The following is a 20,155-nucleotide window of genomic DNA, read 5'->3' as shown; positions in this document are numbered from 1 at the left end:
CTCGCGGGTTGCCGGGTCGCGCCGGAGCTCGGTTCCGCTGAGACGCCAGCCACCCGAGCGGACCCGCCACCATCGGTCCCGTCTGCCCGTGTGGCCGGGGTCGGCCTCCACGAACCCGAACCGGGCCAGTTGGCGCAGGTGGTAGCTGGTGGACCCGCTGCTCTCCCCCAGCTGTTCACCCAGGATGGTGGCGGTGGCGGGACCTTGGAGTTGCAGTCGGTCCAGGATGCGGGCACGCAGCGGGTGGGCCAGGCCGCGCAGGGCGTCGGCGTCCACGTCCAGGGGACGGGACTCGGTGGATTCGGATTTCTCACTCATACCGGAACCGTACCCCAAAGAGATCTTTGCAAAAATACCTTTGCAGAAATTCCTTTGGGAAACTTCGAGGATCCGCTACCCCGGCGAAGGGAACCTCCTCCTCGTCAGCCGACGTCGTATGGGTGACAATGAGAGCGAGCGCGCACCGAGGCGCAAGAGGTTTCAAGACGAAGGAGCGTGTCACCGCATGGATCCGGTTTCCATGGTCATCGGAGTGGCCATCGCGGTCGGTGGTTACCTCGCGGGCCGGTTCACCACCAAGCGGCAGATCACTCGACAGCTCCACCCCCACCACCAGGACCCCCGGGCCATCCAGGGCGGCCAGGGCCGAGCCGCGAACCCGCAGCCCATCTGCGGTTGCGGCCACAACCTCGTCTTCCACGACCAGGAGACCAAGCGCTGCCTGACCCAGGTGGTCATCCCCGGCCGCTGGACGGGCCAGGCCGACTCCACCTACCGCCAGTGCATGTGCCAGGGCTACCGCGGACCCACACCCGTCGACGAGTACTACGCCCCCGACTTCCTCGACGGCAACGGCTCCTGACCCGGACCGGGACCGACCACCTCCACGGATGCGGGAACCTGGGTGTGACGGACCGACGACGTGCCGGTGTGACAGCACCCGCGCGCGCCGCGAGAATGTCCGCGCACCGAACAGCCGAAGAGTGGACGTTGACCAATTGACTTCCCCTGTGACACCCACGATCGACCAGCGCATCGCCGAGGAACTCGGCGTTGGCACGCATCAGGTCCGCGCCACCGTCGAGCTCCTCGACGGCGGATCGACCGTGCCCTTCATCGCGCGGTACCGCAAGGAGGTGACCGGCGCGCTGGACGACGCCCAGCTGCGCGAACTCGAGGAACGCCTGCGTTACCTGCGTGAACTGGGCGAACGGCGCACCGCGATCCTGGAGTCGATCCGTTCCCAGGGCAAGTTGGACGACGAGCTGGAGGCCCGCATCAACGCGGCGGACTCCAAGGCCCGTCTGGAGGACATCTACCTCCCCTACAAGCCCAAGCGACGCACCAAGGCGCAGATCGCCCGCGAGGCCGGTCTCGAACCCCTGGCAGACGGGCTGTTCGACGACCCCACCCAGGACCCGCAGGAGGTCGCGGCCGCCTACGTGGACGCCGACAAGGGCGTGGCCGACACCAAGGCCGCCCTGGACGGAGCCCGCGCCATCTTGGTGGAACGCTTCGCCGAGGACGCCGACCTCACCGGTCACCTGCGCGAACGCCTCTGGGCGAAGGGTCGGCTGGGCTCGGCCGTCCGTGAGGGCAAGGAGGAGGCGGGCGCCAAGTTCGCCGACTACTTCGACTTCTCCGAGCCCCTCACCGCGCTGCCCTCCCACCGCGTTCTGGCCATGTACCGAGGGGAGAAGGAGGAGATCCTCACCCTCAGCCTGGACCCGGAGGAGACCCCCGACGCCGGTCCCGACGGCATCGTGCCGCGCAGCAGCTACGAGAACGCCATCGCCTCCCACTTCGACATCGTCGACCGGGGGCGTCCGGCCGACCGGTGGCTGCAGGACACCGTGCGCTGGGCCTGGCGCACCCGCATCCTGGTCCGCCTGGACATCGACGTGCGCATGCGTCTTTGGCAGCAGGCCGAGGACGACGGGGTGAACGTCTTCGCCGCCAACCTGCGCGACCTGCTGCTGGCCGCCCCGGCCGGTACCCGCGCGACGCTGGGCCTGGACCCGGGTCTGCGCACCGGAGTGAAGGTCGCCGTCACCGACTCCACCGGCAAGGTCGTGGCCACCGACACGATCTTCCCGCACGCCCCGCGCCGTGACTGGGACGGCTCCATCGACCGCCTGGCCAAGCTGTGCGCCGCCTTCGAGGTGGAACTGGTGGCGATCGGCAACGGCACCGCCTCCCGGGAGACCGACAAGCTCGCCGGTGACCTCATCAGGCTCCACCCCGACCTGAAGCTCACCAAGGTGATGGTCTCCGAGGCCGGCGCGTCGGTGTACTCGGCCTCGGCCTACGCCTCCGAGGAACTGCCCGACCTGGACGTGTCGCTGCGCGGCGCCGCCTCCATCGCGCGCCGCCTGCAGGACCCCCTGGCCGAGCTGGTCAAGATCGATCCCAAGTCCATCGGCGTGGGCCAGTACCAGCACGACCTGGCCGAGGCCAAGCTGTCGCGTTCGCTGGACGCGGTGGTCGAGGACTGTGTGAACGGTGTGGGCGTGGACGTCAACACCGCCTCGGTGCCGCTGTTGACACGGGTGTCCGGAGTGACCTCCACCCTGGCCCGCAACATCGTCGCCCACCGTGACGCGAACGGCCCCTTCCGCACCCGCGAGGCACTGCGTTCGGTGCCTCGTCTGGGCCCCAAGGCCTTCGAGCAGTGCGCGGGCTTCCTCCGGGTCCCGGGCGGTGACGACCCGCTGGACGCCTCCGCGGTCCACCCCGAGGCCTACCCGGTGGTCCGGCGCATGCTGGACTCCGTCGGCACCGACCTGCCCACGCTGATCGGGAACAAGAAGGCGCTCGGAAGCATCCGCCCCGAGGACTTCGTCGACGACAAGTTCGGGCTGCCGACCGTCACCGACATCCTCAGTGAGCTGGACAAGCCGGGCCGCGACCCCCGACCGGCCTTCGCCACCGCCACCTTCAAGGAGGGCGTGGAGAAGCTGGACGACCTCGAACAGGGCATGATCCTGGAGGGCGTGGTCACCAACGTGGCCGCCTTCGGAGCGTTCGTGGACGTGGGCGTGCACCAGGACGGCCTGGTCCACGTGTCGGCGCTGTCGCGCAAGTTCGTGGAGGACCCGCGCGACATCGTCAAGCCCGGTGACATCGTCAAGGTCAAGGTGCAGGACGTGGACATCCCGCGCAAGCGCATCTCGCTGACCATGCGCCTGGACGACGAGGCCCCGCAGGACGGCGGCCGTGGCGACCGTGGTGAGCGCGACGGACGCGGCGGCGACCGCCGTCGCGGCAACGGTGGCGGCAAGGGACGTGGCGACAGGCGGGGCGGCAACGGCGGCGACCGTCGGGGCGGGCGCGACAACGCACCGGCCCCCTCGGGCGCCATGGCCGACGCTCTGCGCCGTGCCGGTCTGGGCAAGTAGCACCGCGATGTGACGGGGCCGGGGAGGACACGCCTCCCCGGCCCCGTCGTTCGCCCGGCTCCGACCGGATCAGCCGAAGTCCACGTCGCTGCAGAAGTAGTAGCTCTGGTCCATGTGCGAGGCCTGCCAGATCGTGTAGACGACGTGCTCGCCGGTGCGGCCCTCGACGCTCACGTCGATCTCGATGTCCATCACGGGCGGGTAGGAGCCGGTCTCCTCGACCAGTTCCAGGTCGTCCCAGCCCAGTTCCCGCGTGGTCGGATCGAAGCCCTCCTCGGTGACGTAGATCTGGAAGTAGTCGGCGCCGTGCTGGGCACCGTCGTGCAGGTGGAGGGTGAAGTCCTCACCCACCGGAGTGGTCCACCACTCCCCCACGGCGTCCATGGCGTCGTACCGGCCACTCCAGGTCCGTCCGCCGCTGCACAACGTGCCGTCGGGGATGGCGCCCTGGTGGTCGCCGGCCACACCTTCGCGGTACAGGCCGTTCCAGTTCCACATGGCGTTGGGATCGGCCTGCCACGCCTGCCAACACATGGGGTCTTCCTGCTCCATGTCCGGGTTCAGGTGGTCGTCGCCCCAACGCTCGAAGCAGCCGTAGGCCCGGGCGGCGGGGTCGACGATGGAGCCGTGCGCCGAGGCCGGGACGGCACCGAGGCCGACACCGAGCAGGGCCACCGCGCCCAGGACCGCGGTCCTGGTCAGGGTACGGCGCAGATCGGGGGTGGTCGTGGGGGTTGCGGGGTCGGTGTTCATCTTTTCTCGCGTCCTCCGGTTCGCCGACCGGGAGCGCTCCCAAACGCAGTATTACCCTGCGCCACCGGTCCCAAACGTCGGGTTCCGGCCCGCCCCCGCGACGCTCACACCAGGAACCGGTCCGGGGTCAACGGCAGCTCACGCACCCGTGTGCCCGTCGCGTGGAAGGCGGCGTTGACCACCGCCGCCGCACTGCCGACGATCCCGATCTCGCCGACCCCCGCGGCGCCCAAGGCGTTCACGTGCGGATCCGACTCCTCCAGCCACTCCGCCTCCACCCGACCCACGTCCGCGTTCACCGGCACGTGGTACTCGGCCAGGTCACCGTTGACGACATGACCGAACCGGGGATCCACCACACCCACCTCGTGCAGGGCCATCGACATCCCCATCACCATTCCGCCCACGAACTGCGACCGCGCGGTCCTCGGGTTGATGATCCGCCCCACGGAGAAGACCCCCAACATCCGTGGCACGCGCACCTCACCGGTGTCGGCGTCGACCCGCACCTCGGCGAAGTGGGCCCCGAACGAATGCAGCGCATACCTCCCCCGATCCGGGTTCTCCGGCGTACCGGCCCGCGACCGCGCCCCGACGGCCGGGTCGTTCCCGTGCTCTTCACGGAAGGCACGAGCCGCCGCCACCAGGGCCGAACCCCACGAGGAGATCCCCGACGAACCCCCCGCCACACTGGCCGAGGGCAGATCCGTGTCCCCGATCCGCAACCGCACGCGCGCCGTATCGCACCCCAGGGCGTCGGCGGCGATCTGGGTGAGGGCCGTCCAGGTGCCGGTACCCAGGTCGGCCGCCCCGATGGAGACCGTGTAGTGCCCGTCCGAGTCGTGGACGATCTCGGCCTCCGACCCCGGCATGGTCAGTCTCGGATAGGTGGCGGCGGCCACCCCGGTGCCCACCCACCGATCACCGTCCCGACGCGCCCGGGGCTCGGGGTCCCGGTCCCACCAGCCGAACCGCTCCGCACCCCGGCGCAGGCACTCCAGCAGGTTCCGTCCCGACCACGGCAGCCCGGTATCGGGATCCCGGTCCGGTTCGTTGCGCATCCGCAGCTCGATGGGGTCCAGCCCACAGGCGTAGGAGAGTTCGTCCATCGCCGTCTCCAACGCGAACATCCCCGGCGCCTCCCCGGGCGCACGCATCCAGAACGGGATCGGCGCGTCCAGGGGGACCAACCGATGCGACGTGCGACGGGCGGGCGACGCGTACATCATCCGCGAGCACGCACCGCTCATCTCCGCGTACTCCTTGGCCCGGGAGGTCGCCTCCACCACATCGTGGACGAGCACACCGAGCCGGCCGTCCGCCGAGGCCCCCATCCGGATCCGCTGCCGCGTGTCCGGGCGGTACCCCACCAACGAGAACATGTGCCGCCGTGTCAGGGCGAACTTCACCGGCCGCCCGGGCAGGACACGCGCCGCCAACACCGCCACGACGTTGTGGGCGTGGGCCGATCCCTTGGAACCGAACCCACCGCCAACGTGCGGGGAGATCACCCGCACCTGCCCGGGGGCGAGCCCGAAGACCTCCGCGACGGTCCCGCGCACCACGTGCACACCCTGCGTGGAGTCGTACAACGTGAGCCGATCGGGACCCTCCTCCCACAGCGCGATCGTGGTGTGCGGTTCCATCGGGTTGTTGTACTCGCGCGGAGTCCGGTAGGTCCGGTCGACGCGCACCATGGCCTCGGCCAGGGCGCCCTCCACGTCGCCCTGTTCGGTGTCGGCCTCCAACCCGGTGTCGTCCGCGCTCGGACGGTAGGCCTCCCGGCCGGGCGAGGACGGATCCACCTGGTGGTCGTGGGCCTCGTAGTCCACGACCACCAGGTCGGCCGCCTGCCGCGCGGTCTCGGCATCGTCCGCGACCACGGCGGCGACGAACTGGCCACGGAAGTACACCTCCCCGTCCTGCAGGACGGTGAACTCGCGGTCGTCGGTCCGGGCCAGGCGCGGGGCGTTCCACGGGGTCAGAACCGCCCGTACCCCCTCGACCACCTCGGCCCGCGCCGTGTCCATCGAACGCACCCGGCCCCGGGCCACGGTCGAGAGCACCGGATGCAGGTACAGGGCGCCCTCGAAGGAGTGCTCGTAGGCGTAGGGGGCGGAGCCGGTCACCTTGGCCCGTCCCTCCAGCCGCTCCATCGGCGCTCCGATGGCCCCGGTCCTCGCGCCCGCCGTTCGCGGACCGTCGTTCACGGTTCCCGTCACCTCGCCGTTCACCCGTTCACCCCCGTCAAAGAGCGCAGCACCGCCGCGCACGTGTTGATCGCCAACGGCACCTTGAAGGCGTTGTCCCGGCCGGGGCGCGCCTCGGTGAACTCGGTTTCGGCCGCCACCCGGAAGGCCATCTCGGTCACCGGTCGACCCCGTAGCACCTCCTCGGCCCGCCGGGCCCGCCACGGGGCGTGGGCCACACCGCCGAAGGAGATCCGAGCGTCCTCGATCCGCCCGCCCCGCACACGCACGAGCGCGGCCACCGAGACCAGCGCGAACGCGTAGGAGGCCCGTTCGCGCACCTTGCGGTAGGCCGACCGGGCTCCTTCCGGTGGCGGGGGCAGCTCCACCCCGGTGATGAGTTCGCCGTGTTCGAGGACGGTGTCGCGCTCGGGTTCGGCCCCGGGCAGACGGTGGAAGTCGGCCAGCGGTACCCGACGTTCGCCCGACTGACCCAGCACGCGCACCTTCGCGTCCAGGGTCAGCATCGCCACCGCCATGTCGGAGGGGTGGGTGGCCACGCACTGTTCCGAGGCGCCCAGGACCGCGTTGTCGCGCCCGTAGCCCTCCAGGGCCGAGCAGCCGCTGCCCGGTTCGCGTTTGTTGCAGGGGGTGGTGACGTCCTGGAAGTAGACACAACGGGTGCGCTGGAGCAGGTTCCCGCCGGTCGTGGCCATGTTGCGCAGTTGCCCCGAGGCTCCGGCCAACAGGGCCGAGGAGAGCAGCGGGTAGCGGCGGCGGATCAGCGGATGGGCCGCCAGCTCGCTGTTGGTCGTCCCGGCACCGATCCAGGCCCCTCCCCCGGGCAGTTCTTCGACACCGTCATCGACCACCTCACGCACGTCCACCAGACAGGTGGGCGAGGCGAGCCCCAATTTCATGTGGTCGACCAGGTTGGTGCCGCCCGCCAGGAAGGCGGCACCGGGATCATCGGTGACGGCCTCGACCGCCTCGGCCATGCCGCCGGGACGGGAGTAGGCGAAGGGGATCATCGGGAGGCCTCCCTGATCGCGCCGACGATGCCCGGATAGGCGCCGCAACGGCAGATGTTGCCGCTCATGCGCTCCCGGATCTCGGCGTCGTCGATCTCCACGGGTGCGTCCAGGTCCTCGGTGACGTGGCTGGGCCACTCCTGCTCGACCTCGGCAAGCATGCCCACCGCCGAACAGATCTGACCCGGCGTGCAGTAGCCGCACTGGAAACCGTCGTGGTCCAGGAACGCCCGCGCGACCGGATGAAGCCCGTCCCCCTGCCCGAGCCCCGCGGCCGTGGTCACCTCCGCGCCGTCGTGGGCGACGGCCAGGGCCAGGCAGGACAGGACGCGCCGCCCCCTCAGGAGCACGGTGCAGGCGCCGCACTGACCGTGGTCGCAGCCCTTCTTCGGTGAGTACACCCCCAGACCGTCGCGCAACGCGTCCAGCAGTGTGGTCCGGGTATCGACGGTGAGCTCGCGACGCTCACCGTCCACCGTCAAGGTGATCGTGGTGTCCAAGGCCGGTTCCTCCCGAGAGCGGACGGGTCCCGTCCCCCACGGCTTACCGGACGGAGCACCGACCAAACGGTCGGGACGCGTCGAGCCTCCAGGTTTTGCCGGCCCTTGCCCGGCGGACCGGGGTCAGTCGGTACGGCGGGCGTTGACCCTCGCGGCCAGGGCACCCAGCAACTCGTCGGCGATCGGGATCCTGCGCAGCTCCTCCGGCCCCGGCAACGGTTCCTGAGCTCGGTCGCCCAGTTCGCGCACCTCGTCGTGCAACCGTTCCATCGTCTCGTCCAACCGATTCGCGGTCTCGGCCGCCGCTCGCAACTCTTCCAACAGATCCTGGGGCACCGACTGGCCGTACTTGTAGTAGATCTTGTGCTCCAGGCTCGCCCAGAAGTCCATCGCGATGGTGCGGATCTGGATCTCCACCGGGACCTCCACGGTCCGGTCGGACATCCGCACCGGGGTGCGCACCAGCAGGTGCAGGCTCCGGTAGCCGTTGGCCTTGGGAGAGCGGACGTAGTCCCGCTCCTCTATGACCTGGATGTCCTCATGCCCGGACAGCATGTCCCGGATCGCGTAGGTGTCGGAGACGAAACTGCACGTCACCCGGATCCCGGCGATGTCCAGGATCTCCTTGGAGATGCTCTCCAGGTCCAGCGACACGCCGCGCCGACGCGCCTTCTCCAGGATGCTGGCCGGCGACTTGAGCCGGGAGTTCACGTGTTCGATCGGATTGTGGTCGTTGGTGTAGCGGAACTCCTCGTTGAGGATGTTCACCTTCGCCATCAGGGTGTCGATGGCGAACTTGTAGGACATCAGGAAGCGCGTGACGTCCTCGCGTGCCTCCGACAACGCATCCGACACACTCTCCACGACAACAGCCTGCTCGGACACCATGGACCCCCCTGTTCGCATGTTATACATCGGTGCCATGGACGGCGCCGACGCCACCGGGGCCGGTGTCGGTGAGCACCTAGCGCGGCGCGAAGTCCACCTTCGACCACAGCCCTCGGAGCGGGGAGTCGTCACCCTCCTGCACGGAATCGGTCACGTCCCACACCCGCACCACGGTGGTCTCCGGTCGCACCGCGGACCACCCCGGGTCACCGGTGGCGGCGAAGTCACGCCAGGCCGTGACCATTCGCGCCGACAGCGCCCGCAACCCCTCGTCGGGCTCACCGTCGCAGAGGAAGACCGCCAGGTCACTGTCGAGGTTACCGAAGGCGAAGGGAAGGTCGAAAGCGTGGCAGGCACCCAGTCTGCCCTGCATCGTGCGACTCTGGGCGGCGAAACGGAAGAAGTGCGCACGGCCCCCGGCGCCGGCCTGAGCCTCGGCCACACGCACCGAGTACTCACAGAACATCGCGTCGCCACGGATCTCGTTGAACAGACCCCGCAGCGAGGCATCAGGGTACACCGACCGGTAGACGCCGACGGCGTCCTCGCCCAGCCCCAGATGGGCGGCGGTGACCGCCAGGGCCTCCTCGTCGTCGATCTCCACCGACTGGCCGAGTTCGGTGAACAGGCGGTACTCCTCGGTGTTGTGGCCGACGAGCAGGTCGACGTCGGTGGCGGCGCCGCGGGCGATGGCCGCCAGCGGCTCCTGGGGGAGCTCGGGGCCGCCGACCACCGGCGCGTAGCAGGTGAACGCCTTGGTACGCACTCCCCTGCTCGACGTGCCGCCGCCCGACAGGACCACGTCGGTGGCCGCCAGGATCTCCTCCGGGGCCAGCGCGGCCAACGCCTCGGCCTCCAACGGCACCCCGGCGGCCTTGACCACCGACTCCGACACCCGCCGGGCGGTGTCGACGGTGATCGTGTCACCGGGGACGCTGTGCGCGATGGCGCGCCGGAACAGGCCGCGGGCGTCGGGCATGGTCATGAGGCCGACGACGGAGCCGGCCCCCGCGGACTCGCCCGCGACGGTGACGTTGCCGGGGTCGCCGCCGAACGCGGTGATGTTGTCGCGCACCCAGCGCAGGGCGGCGACCTGGTCGAGCAGTCCCCGGTTGTCGGGGCGTCCGGGCACGTGCCCGAAGCCCTCGAAGCCCAGCCGGTAGTTGACGCTCACCACCACCGTTCCCTCCGCGGCCAGGTGGGAGCCCTCATAGGTGGCCTCGGCGCCGGATCCGACGATGTAGGCGCCGCCGTGGATCCACACCAGGACCGGGGCCCGGTCGCCGGGCGACGCGGCGGTCCACACGTTCAGGACCAGGCAGTCCAGCGAGGTGTCGGGATCCCAGTGCGCGGCGCCGATGAGCTGCTTGCCCTGGGGCGGGGGCGGTCCGAAACCCGAGCAGTCGCGCACCCCGTCCCAGAAGGGAACCGGGGCCGGGGCGGCGAAGCGGTGCTCACCGAAGGGCGCGGCGGCGTAGGGGATGCCACGGTGGACCGTGACCCCTTCGGCCCGGGTCGAGGGGGTGCCGCGAACGGCTCCGTTCACGGTCGTCACGATCTGCTCGGCGTCCACATGTGCCTCCTCGGGGGGTCGGTGCTCCATCCACCTAACATCGTTAGGTTTGAGCGCGCAAGCCCCTACCGGAAGAAGGGGCGCAGGCGCCAAGGCCACCACGTGGGACGCAACGGCGGCAGCTCCGATCCGGACGCCCCCGGATCGGCCCGGCGAGCCCGGGGCACCCGCTCGACCCGCTCGACCCGCCGCACGCAACAGCGCCCTTCGAGGCAGGCGACGATCCGCCCCGCACCCCCGGCAAGGACGGGACGATGGCCGTTGCCCCGGGCCGAATGACCACGGTGACCCCGGGAGAGCTCGGCGGGGCGCCCACGCCACCACTCCCTCCATGTCATACCATCTGGTCGGTATGCCTCCCCGACGGAAGGACCCGCTCATGCGCGCCATCCAGATCACCGAGTTCGGCGGACCCGAGGTCCTCACCCCCACCGAACTGCCCGCCCCCGAGCCCGGCCCGGGACGGCTCCTCGTCGACGTCACCCGCAGCGGCGTGAACTTCGCCGACACCCACCAGGCCGAGAACAGCTATCTGGCACCCTCCACCCTGCCCATGGTCCCCGGCGCCGAGATCGCCGGACGCACCGCCGACGGCCGCCGCGTCGTGGGCCTGCTCAACGGGGGCGGCGGCTACGCCGAGAAGGCCGTGGCCGACCCGAACATGACCTTCGAGATCCCCGAGGGCGTCTCCGACGAAGCGGCCCTCGCGCTCGTCGTCCAGGGCGCCACCGCCTGGGTCCTGCTGCGCAAGAGCGTGCGCATGGAACCCGGGGAGTCCGTGGTGGTGCACGCGGCCGCCGGAGGGGTGGGCACCCTCGCGGTGCAGCTGGCCGCCCACTTCGGTGCCGGCCGGGTGATCGCGGTGGCCGGCAGCGAGGACAAGCGAGCACTGGCCCTGGAACTGGGCGCCGACGCCGTGGTGGACTCCTCCGCACCCGACATGACCGCCGCCCTCATCGAGGCCAACGAGGGCCGCCGCGTGGACATCGTGCTCGACATGGTGGGAGGGAGGGTCACCGACGAGAGCGTGCGCGCCCTGGCACCGTTCGGGCGCCTGGCGTTCTACGGCATGGCCTCCCGAGAGGCGCCCAAGCCGGTCCAATTGCCCAACCTCATGCGCTTTTCCACCTCGATCGGCGGCATGTGGCTGCCGCACGCCTGGACGCTTCCCGGCGACGTGGTCGGCACCGCGATGCGAGAGCTGTTCGCCCTGGTCACCGAGGGGAAACTGCGCCCGATCCAGGGCCGGAGTTATCCACTGTCGGAGGCCCGTCGGGCCCACGAGGACCTTCGTTCACGCACCACCATCGGCAAGCTGACCCTGGACACCTCCGCCTGAGTCGCAACTTCCCAAGGCTCACCTTGACGACGTAGATCACATATCGGACATTCTTATCCGCACGATCTCACGCCTGTGGTCGCCTTCGGCGTCGAAGTCGACCACAGGCACGAGGTCAACGGGAGAGGAACCTCAGGATCGGGCCCGGTGTACGGCTTCTCGCACCGCCGGGGCGACCTCGGCGGCGAACAGCTCCACCTGCTCCGGGGACTCCCCCGCCGGCCCCAGGACGAAGGTGTCCATCCCGTACTCCACGGCGAACTCGGTGATGCGCTCCACCCACTGGTCGACCGGACCGTCCAAGCCCTCACCGGTGCCACCGGCCGAATCACCGATCGTGCCCCACAGGTTGTACACGCGGCGGATGCCGGCCGGGTCGCGACCGGCCTCGGCGGCCCCCTCGTCGATACGTGCGTGCATGCCGGGAAGCTTGTCGGTGCCCGCGTAGGCATGGGAGGGCACCCACCCGTCGGCGACCCTGCCGACCTCCTTGAGCAGACGAGGGCCCAGCACACCCAGCCAGATACCGATGTCGTGGGCGGGCGGCGGTCCGGGCTTGACCCCGGCCAGGCGATAGTGCTCGCCCTCGAAACGCACCGAGCGCCGGTCCGACCACAGCAGGCGAATCACCTCGATCGCCTCCAACAGGGCGTCGGCGGCCTCGCGCGGGCTGCGTCGGGGCCCGCCCATGGCCTCGATCGCCTCCCAGAACCCGCCGGCGCCCAGCCCCAGTTCGAAACGGCCACCGGAGAGCACGTCCAGGCTCGCGGAGTTCTTGGCGATGATGGCGGGCGGCCGCAGCGGCAGGTTGGCCACGTCCGGGAAGACCCGCAGGCGTTCGGTGCGGGCCAGGACCGTGGCCATCAGCGCCCAGGTGTCCAGGTGCCGGCGTTGGTAGGGGTGGTCCTGGATGCCCACGAAGTCGAGTCCGCCACGCTCGGCCGCGTCGATCACCGCCCAGGTGCGGTCCAGCGTCGCGGCCTCCGGCGAGGGGAAGACCCCGAATTCGATGTCACGTCCGTAGTCGATGCCCAACGTTTCCGCCTCCTGGTTCTCGGCTGCCCTTCGGTCCTGCCCGGTCGGGAGGTGACCACACGCTCACTGGTAGACGAGGTCGGTGTACTCGGGGTGTCGTGCGATCCAGGCCTTGACGAACGGACACATGGGCAACACGGACAGGCCGCGGGCGCGCACGTCGTCGAGGGCCTCGCGAACGAGTGTTCCGCCGACGCCCTTGCCCTCGAAGGCGGGATCGACCTCGGTGTGGGTGAAGGTGATCATGGTGTCGGTGAGGATGTACTCGGCGAAGCCTGCCTCCTCACCATCGGAGGTGATCACGTAGCGGTTGTTCTCCGGGACGTCCTTGACCTCGGTAGCCATGGGATCCCTTTCGTTGTCGGGAAGCGGGTGTCGGAACGCGGGCTCCCGCACGGGCCCCGGGTCCCCGTGCGACCCCATTGTCACCCTCAACGGGGCCCTTCACCCCTTGCGGCGCGCGTCCTGCGGACATAGAGTCGCCTTGACATACCGACCAGTCGGTCTAAGGAGCACGCATGACTTCGCGGTTCGGCGGCCGCACCGCCAGCATCACCGGTGCCAGTCGCGGTATCGGCCTGGCCATCGCCCAGCGCCTCGTCTCCGAGGGCGCCCGAGTGTGCATCACCGCGCGCAGGCCCGACCCCCTCAAGGAGGCGGTCGAGGCCCTGGGCGGCCCCGAACACGCCATCGGGGTCCCCGGACGCGGCGACGACCCCGAACACCAGGACGAGGCCATCGCCGCCACCAAGGAGGCGTTCGGCACGGTCGACACGTTCGTCAACAACACCGGAATCAACCCGGTCTACGGACGCATGGTGGACCTGGACCTGGACGCGGCCCGCAAGATCTTCGAGGTGAACGCGCTCTCGGCGGTCTCCTGGGTGCAGAAGGTGTACCGGGCCGGCATGGCCGAACACGGCGGATCGATCGTCAACGTCTCCTCCGTGGCCGGCCTCAAGCCCGCCCCCGGGATCGGCTTCTACGGCGCCTCCAAGGCGATGCTCCGACACATCACCGAGGAGTTCGCGGTCGAACTCGGCCCGGACATCCGGGTGAACGGGGTCGCCCCCGCCGTGGTCAAGACCCGCTTCGCCGAGGCGCTTTACGACGGTCGCGAGGAAGAGGTCTCCTCCCAGTACCCGTTGAAGCGGCTCGGTGTACCCGAGGACGTCGCCGGGGCGGTCGCGTTCCTGCTCTCCGACGACTCCTCCTGGATCACCGGCCGCACCCTCGTCCTCGACGGCGGCATGACCCTCACCGGGGGTATCTGATGCCACTGGACCTCAAGAACGCCGGAGCGGTCGTCACCGGCGCGGGTAACGGTATCGGCGCGGCAGTGGCCCGCCGGCTGGCCTCCGCCGGGGCCCGGGTGGTCGTCAACGACCTGGACGCCACCGCGGCCGAGGCCGTGGCCGGTGAGATCGGCGGGATCGCCGTGCCCGGGGACGCGGCGTCCGAGGCGGGGGTCACCGCGCTCATCGCCGAGGCCGACGCCCACCTGGGCGGCATCGACCTCTACATGGCCAACGCCGGGATCGCCCGCAGCGGCGGCCCGGAGGCCCCCGAAGCCGACTGGGAGATCTCCTGGCAGGTCAACGTGATGTCGCACGTGCGCGCCGCACGTGAACTGCTGCCCGGCTGGTTGGAGCGCGGCCGGGGTCACTTCCTCACCACCGCCTCCGGAGCGGGGCTGCTCACCATGCTCGGCAGCGCGCCGTACTCGGTGACCAAACACGCCGCCCTGTCCTTCAGCGAGTGGTTGTCCGCCACCTACGGGGACCGAGGGATCACCGTGCAGTGCCTGTGTCCGTTGGGCGTGCGCACCGGCATGCTCGACGACGCCGGTGACCAGGGCCAGGCCATCCTCTCCCCCGGGGCGATCACGCCCGAGGAGGTCGCCGACACCGTGCTGGTGGCCCTGCGCGATGGCCGGTTCCTGATCCTGCCGCACCCGGAGGCCGCCGACTTCTACACGGCCCGGGCCACCGACACCGACGCCTGGCTCGCGGGGATGCGTCGCATCCAGGCCAAGGTGTTCACCGAGGAGGAGAGCGAATGAGCGACGAGAACGGGGAAGAACTCCCCGGCCTGGACCTGGACCGGCTTCGTGCCTACCTGGACCGGGAGGTCCCCGGCCTGGTGTCGGGTCCGCTCACCGGTCGGGTGATCACCGGTGGCAAGTCGAACCTGACCTACGTGGTCACCGACGGCACCGGCACGTGGGTGGTGCGCCGCCCGCCGCTGGGCCACGTGCTGGCCACCGCGCACGACATGTCTCGCGAGTACCGGGTGATGACGGCGCTGCGCGAGACCGACGTACCGGTGCCGCGCACCCACCACCTGTGCGAGGACACCGAGGTGTTGGGCGCCCCGTTCTACGTGATGGAACACGTGGGCGGAACCGCCTTTCGCACCCAGGAGGAGATCGCGCCGCTGGGCCTCGACGGGATCCACGCGGTCGCCGAACGACTGGTCACCACTCTGGGCCGACTGCACGCGGTGGACCCCGCCACGGTGGGTCTGGCCGACTTCGGTCGCCCGGACGGGTTCCTGGAACGTCAGGTGCGTCGCTGGAGCAAGCAGCTGGAGGCCTCGCGCAGCCGGGACATCCCCGGTATCGACGAGCTCCGCGACCGGTTGGCGCAGACCATCCCGGAACCGTCCGCGCCCGCGATCGTGCACGGCGACTACCGGCTCGACAACGTGCTGGTCACCGACGACGGCGAGCTCACCGCGGTACTCGACTGGGAGATGGCCACCCTGGGCGACCCGCTCGTGGACCTGGGCCTGATGCTCGTCTACCGGGAACGTCCGGTCACCGGCGGGGACCACCCCGCCACCTCCGCCGAGGGTTTCCCGTCCTCCGCCGAGATCGTACGGATGTACGCCGCCTCCACCGGCCGCGACGTGTCCCGGCTCGGCTGGTACGTGGCCTTCGGCTGCTTCAAGCTCGCGGTGATCGCCGAGGGCATCCACTTCCGGCACACCCGGGGGCTGACCGTCGGAGCGGGCTTCGACGGCATCGGCGACGTGGTCGCGCCGCTGGTGGAACGCGCACACACCATGCTCAAGGAGGACTGATGGACTTCGCCTACGACGCCGAGACCGAGGAACTGCGGCAGCGGCTCCTGACCTTCATGGAAGAGCACGTCTACCCGGCCGAGCAAGTGATGGACACCCAGCTCGCCCAACGCGACGACCCCTGGTCGATCCCGCCGATCGTGGGCGAGCTACAGGCCGAGGCCAAGAAACGGGGTCTGTGGAACCTGTTCCTGGCCGGGCATCCCGAGCACGGCGGACTGCCCAACCTCCGCTACGCCCCGCTGGCGGAGATCACCGGGCGCAGTCCCCGGCTGGCCCCGGCCGCCCTCAACTGCGCCGCACCCGACACCGGCAACATGGAGGTGCTGACGATGTTCGGCGCCCCCGACCAGAAGAAGCGCTGGTTGGAGCCGTTGCTGGACGCGCGGATCCGGTCCGCGTTCGCGATGACCGAGCCCGCGGTGGCCTCCTCCGACGCCACCAACATCACCACGAGCATCGTCCGTGAGGGCGACGAGTACGTGATCAACGGCCGCAAGTGGTTCATCACCGGCGCGCTCAACCCCGCGTGCGAGATCTTCATCGTGATGGGCAAGACCGACCCCGACGCCGACCGGCACAAGCAGCAGAGCATGGTGCTGGTGCCGCGCGACACCCCCGGGTTGACCGTCGAGCGCGGCATGACGGTGTTCGGCTACGACGACAGCGACCACGGCGGCCACGCCGAGGTGTTGTTCGAGAACGTGCGCGTGCCCGTGGAGAACCTCATCGGCGCCGAGGGGGAGGGCTTCGCCATCGCCCAGGCCCGCCTGGGACCGGGCCGGATCCACCACTGCATGCGCGCCCTGGGCATGGCCGAGCGCGCCCTGGAGATCACCTGCCGGCGCGTGCTGGACCGGGTGGCGTTCGGCCGCCCGCTGGCCGAGCAGGGAGTGGTGCGCGAGTGGATCGCCGAGGCGCGGGTGCAGATCGAGCAACTGCGTCTGCTGGTGCTCAAGACCGCCTACCTGATGGACACGGTGGGCAACAAGGGCGCCCACACCGAGATCCAGGCGATCAAGATCGCCACCCCGCGCACCGTGGAGTGGATCCTCGACAAGTGCGTGCAGGCGCACGGCGCGGCCGGGGTCAGCCAGGACGTGCCGATCGCCGCCTGGCAGGCGGGGGTGCGTTCGCTGCGGCTGGCCGACGGGCCGGACGAGGTGCACCTGCGTTCGCTGGGTCGCGCGGAGCTGCGCAAGTACGCGTAGGGGCTCACACGTCGAATGAGGGCCGGGGACTCGGGTTCCCGGCCCTCATCGCCGGTTCGGGGGTCAGCCCTGGGGGCGTAGACCGGCCAGGAGCAGGTCGGCGAAGTGCCCGCCCACGTCCTTTCCGGTCAGGGGGCCGTCGTGGCGGTACCAGGTGCTCAGGTGGTGCACGGAGCCGAAGTAGTAGTCGACGACCAGGTCGGCGGGGACGTCCGCGCGAAAGACGCCCTCTTGCTGCCCCTGCTCGATCATGGCGCGGAACAACTCGTGGTACTTGCGGCGTTCGGCGCGCACGCTGCGCTGCTTCTCCGGGGCGAGCTGGTGCATGGAGCGGAAGAAGATGGTGCTGTCGTCGAGGTTGGCGACGGTGGTGACGATGACGTCGGTGGCGGCCGCGTGCACCCGTTCGGCGACGGGCTCCTCGCGGGAGGAGATCTCCACCAGGTGTTCGGTCTGCATGCGCAGTACCCGGGCGTAGACCTCGTAGAGCAGGTCGTCCTTGGAGCCGAAGTAGTGGTACATGGCGCCCTTGGTGACGCCCGCGGCGGCCACGACCTCCTGCACCGAGGTGCCCTCGAAACCGCGTTCGGCGAAGAGCCGTGTGGCCGCGCTCAACAGTCGTTCGGGCACCGTGCCTCGTGGGGTGTCCCCATCGGTCGTCCGCTGTGCGCTGCGCATGTCCCGTACCACCTCTTGCCCCCGTCCCCCGGTGGCGAGTCGACTGTCGATCCGAGACAGCATACCGACCGGCTGGTACCCCTTGCACGTGCACCCGGAGGTTCCCGAGCGACTCTTCGCCATCCGGCCGGGGGCACTATGGTGACGGGCATGGAGCGGGCACAAGAGCCTCAGGGGCGGGAAGAGCAAGAGTTCCGGGACGACTTCGTGACCCGTTTCGCCGAGTACTGGCAGTCCCAGGGGCGCCCCAAGAGCGAGGGCCGGATCGTAGGTTACCTGCTGGTGGCCGACCGGGACGCGGTCGACGCCGAGGAGATAGCCGTGGGCGCCGGGGTGAGCCGGGGCTCGGTGTCCCAGTCGGTACGTCGGCTGCGCGAGTTGGGGTTCGTCTCTCTGGTCAGCGCCCCCGGCCGACGTTCCAAGTTGGTCAGCATGGACGAGGACGTCTGGGGCGGGTTCCTGCGCAACGAACGCTCCTACCTGCGCCACCAGCGCGACCTGGCCGCGTCGGCCCTGGAACGCCTGCCCGACCTCGGTGAGTCCTCACGTCGACGGCTGGGCAACATGTACGACTACATGACCTGGTTGGACGGCTACCACGAGACCCTCCTGAGCCGGTGGGAGGAGTACAAGGCCCGCCGCGGCGAACGCGACGGGCCCAAGACCTCCAAGGAGCAGCGGAACGTCTAGCCCACCCGGGCGTGGTCGGAGCCCTGCGGCTCGCGCGGTCCGTCCGGCACCGCCCGCTCGTGCGGGATGACCAGCGGTGTCCTGGTGCGCGGATCGGGCATCACGTCGCAGTCCAACCCGAACACGGTGCGCACCCGGTCGGCGGTGACCACCTCGGCGGGCGGTCCGTCTGCCACGATCTCCCCGTCGCGCATCATCACCAGGCGGGTGGCGAACCGTGCCGCCTGCGCCAGGTCGTGCAGGACCGCCACGACGGTGCGACCCTGCCGGTGCAGTTCGGCGAACAGCTCCAGCAGGTCGTACTGGTGGGCGATGTCCAGGAACGTGGTGGGTTCGTCCAGCAGCAGGGTGGGACTGTCCTGGGTCAGCACCATCGACACCCAGGCGCGTTGACGCTGACCGCCCGACAGTGAACCCACCTGGGTCTCGGCCAGGTCGGTCAGGCCGGTGAGTTCCAGGGCACCGGAGATGGCGACCTCGTCCTCTGGACTCCACTGACGCAGCAGCGTGTGGTGCGGAAAGCGCCCTCGGGCGGCCAACGCCCGCACGGTGATGCCCTCCGGAGCCAGCGGGCTCTGCGGCAGCAGCGCGAGCTTGCGGGCGACCGCCTTGGCACGCTGGGAGCGCACGTCCTCCCCGTGCAGCAGGACCTTGCCCCGGACCGGCCGGTTCACCCGACCCAGCGCCTTGAGCAGGGTGGACTTCCCACAGCCGTTGGGGCCCACGATCACCACGAACTCTCCCTCGTCGACCTTCATGTCCAGATCGGACACGACGGGGTCGCCCCCGTAGCCGAGGGTGAGGCTCCGCGCGGCCAGCACCGGGGTGGTTTCGCCGTTCAAAGGGTTCCCTTTCGCCATTCGCGGATGAGCAGGTAGCCCAGGTACACGCCGCCCAGGGCCATGGTGAACACGCCGACCGGCAGCCCGTCGCCGACCGGCGACTGTTGCACGGCCAGGTCGGCGCAGACCAGGAGCAGTGCGCCCACCACCGCGGACAGCACCAGGTTGGGGCCGGGGGCGGCGCTGAGCCGGCGGGCGATCTGGGGCGCGGTCAGGGAGATGAACGCGATGGGTCCGGCGACGCTCACCGCGGCCGCCGACAGCACCACCGACAGCACGACCGCTCCGGTGCGCGTGGTGGTGGCGCCGGCCCCGAGTGAGTCGGCGAGTTCGTCGCCCATCTCGTTGACGGTGATCGGGCCGACCAACGCCAGCACGAACGGTACGGCCAGGGCCACGGCCACCCAGATGGTGGCGGCGTGGTCCCAGGACCGGGCGGCCAGGCTGCCGTTGACGTAGGAGGCGAGCACACCGGCCTGGTCACGAGCCATCACCGACACCACGAAGTGGGTGAGGGCGGTGGCCATGGCGGCCACGCCGATTCCGGCGATGATGAGGCGGCCCGGGTTGCGCAGTCCCGTTCCGGTCACCAGGTACACGATCACGATGGACAGGGTCGCCCCGGCCAGTGCCCCCAGGGGGACGGGGACGATTCCGGGCAGCGCGAGCGCGGCCACGGACGCGCCGGCCCCCGCACCGGCGGCGAGCCCGATCACGTCGGGGCTGCCGAGGGGGTTTCGGGTGACCGACTGGAAAAGGGCACCGGCCAGCCCCAGGGCCACACCGGTGCCGGCGGCGACGACCAGACGGGGACCGCGCAGGCGTTCGAGGGCGAACAGGTGGGTCGCCTCACCCTGCCCGCCGAGCGCGGTGGGGATCTGGGTCAGGGGGATGCCCAAGCGGCCGAGACTGAGGGTGGCCGCGGCCGCCACCAGAAGCACCAC

20 protein-coding genes are annotated in these 20,155 nt (G+C 70.3%); 8 read left to right on the top strand and 12 right to left on the bottom strand.

Annotation, left to right across the window (positions count from 1 at the left end; translation table 11 throughout):
• On the bottom strand, positions 1–318 hold a 318-nt coding region (locus K8V84_RS22375; protein WP_304078360.1), incomplete at its 3' end, for a helix-turn-helix transcriptional regulator.
• A gap of 187 nt (positions 319–505) precedes the next feature.
• Between K8V84_RS22375 and K8V84_RS22370 the strand changes: the two genes are divergently transcribed.
• Positions 506–862: a hypothetical protein gene (locus K8V84_RS22370; protein ID WP_304078357.1), complete on the top strand. Its 357-nt coding sequence runs from the start codon at positions 506–508 to the stop codon at positions 860–862.
• A gap of 148 nt (positions 863–1,010) precedes the next feature.
• Positions 1,011–3,398, top strand: a complete 2,388-nt coding sequence (locus tag K8V84_RS22365) for a Tex family protein (protein ID WP_304078356.1) — start codon at positions 1,011–1,013, stop codon at positions 3,396–3,398.
• A gap of 69 nt (positions 3,399–3,467) precedes the next feature.
• On the opposite strand, the gene K8V84_RS22360 is transcribed toward K8V84_RS22365, so the two are convergent.
• The 6 genes from K8V84_RS22360 to K8V84_RS22335 all read right to left on the bottom strand — a co-directional run bounded on the left by K8V84_RS22360 (position 3,468) and on the right by K8V84_RS22335 (position 10,332).
• On the bottom strand, positions 3,468–4,151 hold the full coding sequence (locus tag K8V84_RS22360) for a lytic polysaccharide monooxygenase (protein ID WP_304078354.1): 684 nt from the start codon (positions 4,149–4,151) through the stop codon (positions 3,468–3,470).
• A 104-nt stretch (positions 4,152–4,255) separates the two neighbouring features.
• Complete coding sequence (locus K8V84_RS22355; protein WP_304078368.1) at positions 4,256–6,307, bottom strand: xanthine dehydrogenase family protein molybdopterin-binding subunit; 2,052 nt, start codon at positions 6,305–6,307, stop codon at positions 4,256–4,258.
• Positions 6,308–6,381: 74 nt separating this feature from the next.
• Complete coding sequence (locus tag K8V84_RS22350) at positions 6,382–7,371, bottom strand: xanthine dehydrogenase family protein subunit M (protein WP_304078351.1); 990 nt, start codon at positions 7,369–7,371, stop codon at positions 6,382–6,384.
• Positions 7,368–7,871: a 2Fe-2S iron-sulfur cluster-binding protein gene (locus K8V84_RS22345; protein ID WP_304078348.1), complete on the bottom strand. Its 504-nt coding sequence runs from the start codon at positions 7,869–7,871 to the stop codon at positions 7,368–7,370. Before K8V84_RS22345 ends, K8V84_RS22350 begins: the two co-directional genes overlap by 4 nt.
• Positions 7,872–7,994: 123 nt before the next feature.
• Positions 7,995–8,678, bottom strand: coding sequence for a GTP pyrophosphokinase family protein (locus K8V84_RS22340; protein ID WP_304078365.1), 684 nt, complete (start codon positions 8,676–8,678; stop codon positions 7,995–7,997).
• A 157-nt stretch (positions 8,679–8,835) separates the two neighbouring features.
• Positions 8,836–10,332: a carboxylesterase/lipase family protein gene (locus K8V84_RS22335; RefSeq protein ID WP_304078363.1), complete on the bottom strand. Its 1,497-nt coding sequence runs from the start codon at positions 10,330–10,332 to the stop codon at positions 8,836–8,838.
• Positions 10,333–10,711: 379 nt separating this feature from the next.
• Between K8V84_RS22335 and K8V84_RS22330 the strand changes: the two genes are divergently transcribed.
• A complete protein-coding gene (locus K8V84_RS22330) occupies positions 10,712–11,671 on the top strand; it encodes an NADPH:quinone oxidoreductase family protein (protein WP_304078346.1) in 960 nt (319 codons plus the stop codon).
• 132 nt (positions 11,672–11,803) lie between these two features.
• On the opposite strand, the gene K8V84_RS22325 is transcribed toward K8V84_RS22330, so the two are convergent.
• Together K8V84_RS22325 and K8V84_RS22320 are read right to left on the bottom strand one after the other, a co-directional pair.
• Positions 11,804–12,706: an LLM class flavin-dependent oxidoreductase gene (locus K8V84_RS22325; RefSeq protein ID WP_304078345.1), complete on the bottom strand. Its 903-nt coding sequence runs from the start codon at positions 12,704–12,706 to the stop codon at positions 11,804–11,806.
• A gap of 63 nt (positions 12,707–12,769) precedes the next feature.
• Complete coding sequence (locus tag K8V84_RS22320; RefSeq protein WP_304078343.1) at positions 12,770–13,129, bottom strand: GNAT family N-acetyltransferase; 360 nt, start codon at positions 13,127–13,129, stop codon at positions 12,770–12,772.
• A gap of 95 nt (positions 13,130–13,224) precedes the next feature.
• On the opposite strand from K8V84_RS22320, the gene K8V84_RS22315 reads away from it, so the two are divergent.
• Genes K8V84_RS22315 through K8V84_RS22300 form a run of 4 tightly spaced genes read left to right on the top strand, consistent with a single transcriptional unit; the run spans position 13,225 to position 17,001 of the window.
• Positions 13,225–13,980 carry an SDR family oxidoreductase gene (locus tag K8V84_RS22315; RefSeq protein WP_304078341.1) on the top strand — a complete coding sequence of 252 codons (756 nt, stop codon included), beginning with the start codon at positions 13,225–13,227 and terminating at the stop codon, positions 13,978–13,980.
• A complete protein-coding gene (locus K8V84_RS22310; RefSeq protein WP_304078339.1) occupies positions 13,980–14,768 on the top strand; it encodes an SDR family oxidoreductase in 789 nt (262 codons plus the stop codon). The genes K8V84_RS22315 and K8V84_RS22310 overlap by 1 nt, the downstream gene beginning before the upstream one ends.
• Positions 14,765–15,790: a phosphotransferase family protein gene (locus tag K8V84_RS22305; RefSeq protein ID WP_304078337.1), complete on the top strand. Its 1,026-nt coding sequence runs from the start codon at positions 14,765–14,767 to the stop codon at positions 15,788–15,790. The genes K8V84_RS22310 and K8V84_RS22305 overlap by 4 nt, the downstream gene beginning before the upstream one ends.
• Positions 15,790–17,001: an acyl-CoA dehydrogenase family protein gene (locus K8V84_RS22300; protein WP_304078334.1), complete on the top strand. Its 1,212-nt coding sequence runs from the start codon at positions 15,790–15,792 to the stop codon at positions 16,999–17,001. The genes K8V84_RS22305 and K8V84_RS22300 overlap by 1 nt, the downstream gene beginning before the upstream one ends.
• Before the next feature lie 63 nt (positions 17,002–17,064).
• On the opposite strand, the gene K8V84_RS22295 is transcribed toward K8V84_RS22300, so the two are convergent.
• Positions 17,065–17,679 carry a TetR/AcrR family transcriptional regulator gene (locus K8V84_RS22295; protein ID WP_304078331.1) on the bottom strand — a complete coding sequence of 205 codons (615 nt, stop codon included), beginning with the start codon at positions 17,677–17,679 and terminating at the stop codon, positions 17,065–17,067.
• A gap of 150 nt (positions 17,680–17,829) precedes the next feature.
• Between K8V84_RS22295 and K8V84_RS22290 the strand changes: the two genes are divergently transcribed.
• Positions 17,830–18,369 (top strand): GbsR/MarR family transcriptional regulator, encoded by a 540-nt coding sequence (locus tag K8V84_RS22290; RefSeq protein ID WP_304078329.1) that lies wholly within the window; start codon positions 17,830–17,832, stop codon positions 18,367–18,369.
• On the opposite strand, the gene K8V84_RS22285 is transcribed toward K8V84_RS22290, so the two are convergent.
• Together K8V84_RS22285 and K8V84_RS22280 are read right to left on the bottom strand one after the other, a co-directional pair.
• A complete protein-coding gene (locus K8V84_RS22285) occupies positions 18,366–19,229 on the bottom strand; it encodes an ABC transporter ATP-binding protein (protein WP_304078327.1) in 864 nt (287 codons plus the stop codon). The genes K8V84_RS22290 and K8V84_RS22285 overlap by 4 nt on opposite strands.
• A partial coding sequence (locus tag K8V84_RS22280; RefSeq protein WP_304078325.1) for an iron chelate uptake ABC transporter family permease subunit occupies positions 19,208–20,155 on the bottom strand: 948 nt, incomplete at its 5' end. The genes K8V84_RS22285 and K8V84_RS22280, both read right to left, overlap by 22 nt.

The organism is Nocardiopsis listeri (assembly GCF_020741345.1).
Taxonomy (GTDB): Bacteria; Actinomycetota; Actinomycetes; order Streptosporangiales; family Streptosporangiaceae; genus Nocardiopsis; species Nocardiopsis listeri_A.
This window is presented reverse-complemented; position numbering and strand designations above follow the sequence as displayed.

What these genes read in the sequence shown, in the direction of transcription:
- K8V84_RS22370 (WP_304078357.1), top strand. Translation starts at nt 506, where the DNA reads ATGGATCCGGTTTCCATGGTCATCGGAGTGGCCATCGCGGTCGGTGGT.
- K8V84_RS22360 (WP_304078354.1), bottom strand. Translation starts at nt 4,151, where the DNA reads ATGAACACCGACCCCGCAACCCCCACGACCACCCCCGATCTGCGCCGT.
- K8V84_RS22355 (WP_304078368.1), bottom strand. Translation starts at nt 6,307, where the DNA reads ATGGAGCGGCTGGAGGGACGGGCCAAGGTGACCGGCTCCGCCCCCTAC.
- K8V84_RS22350 (WP_304078351.1), bottom strand. Translation starts at nt 7,371, where the DNA reads ATGATCCCCTTCGCCTACTCCCGTCCCGGCGGCATGGCCGAGGCGGTC.
- K8V84_RS22340 (WP_304078365.1), bottom strand. Translation starts at nt 8,678, where the DNA reads ATGTCCTACAAGTTCGCCATCGACACCCTGATGGCGAAGGTGAACATC.
- K8V84_RS22330 (WP_304078346.1), top strand. Translation starts at nt 10,712, where the DNA reads ATGCGCGCCATCCAGATCACCGAGTTCGGCGGACCCGAGGTCCTCACC.
- K8V84_RS22320 (WP_304078343.1), bottom strand. Translation starts at nt 13,129, where the DNA reads ATGGGGTCGCACGGGGACCCGGGGCCCGTGCGGGAGCCCGCGTTCCGA.
- K8V84_RS22315 (WP_304078341.1), top strand. Translation starts at nt 13,225, where the DNA reads ATGACTTCGCGGTTCGGCGGCCGCACCGCCAGCATCACCGGTGCCAGT.
- K8V84_RS22310 (WP_304078339.1), top strand. Translation starts at nt 13,980, where the DNA reads ATGCCACTGGACCTCAAGAACGCCGGAGCGGTCGTCACCGGCGCGGGT.
- K8V84_RS22305 (WP_304078337.1), top strand. Translation starts at nt 14,765, where the DNA reads ATGAGCGACGAGAACGGGGAAGAACTCCCCGGCCTGGACCTGGACCGG.
- K8V84_RS22300 (WP_304078334.1), top strand. Translation starts at nt 15,790, where the DNA reads ATGGACTTCGCCTACGACGCCGAGACCGAGGAACTGCGGCAGCGGCTC.
- K8V84_RS22295 (WP_304078331.1), bottom strand. Translation starts at nt 17,679, where the DNA reads ATGCGCAGCGCACAGCGGACGACCGATGGGGACACCCCACGAGGCACG.
- K8V84_RS22290 (WP_304078329.1), top strand. Translation starts at nt 17,830, where the DNA reads ATGGAGCGGGCACAAGAGCCTCAGGGGCGGGAAGAGCAAGAGTTCCGG.
- K8V84_RS22285 (WP_304078327.1), bottom strand. Translation starts at nt 19,229, where the DNA reads ATGGCGAAAGGGAACCCTTTGAACGGCGAAACCACCCCGGTGCTGGCC.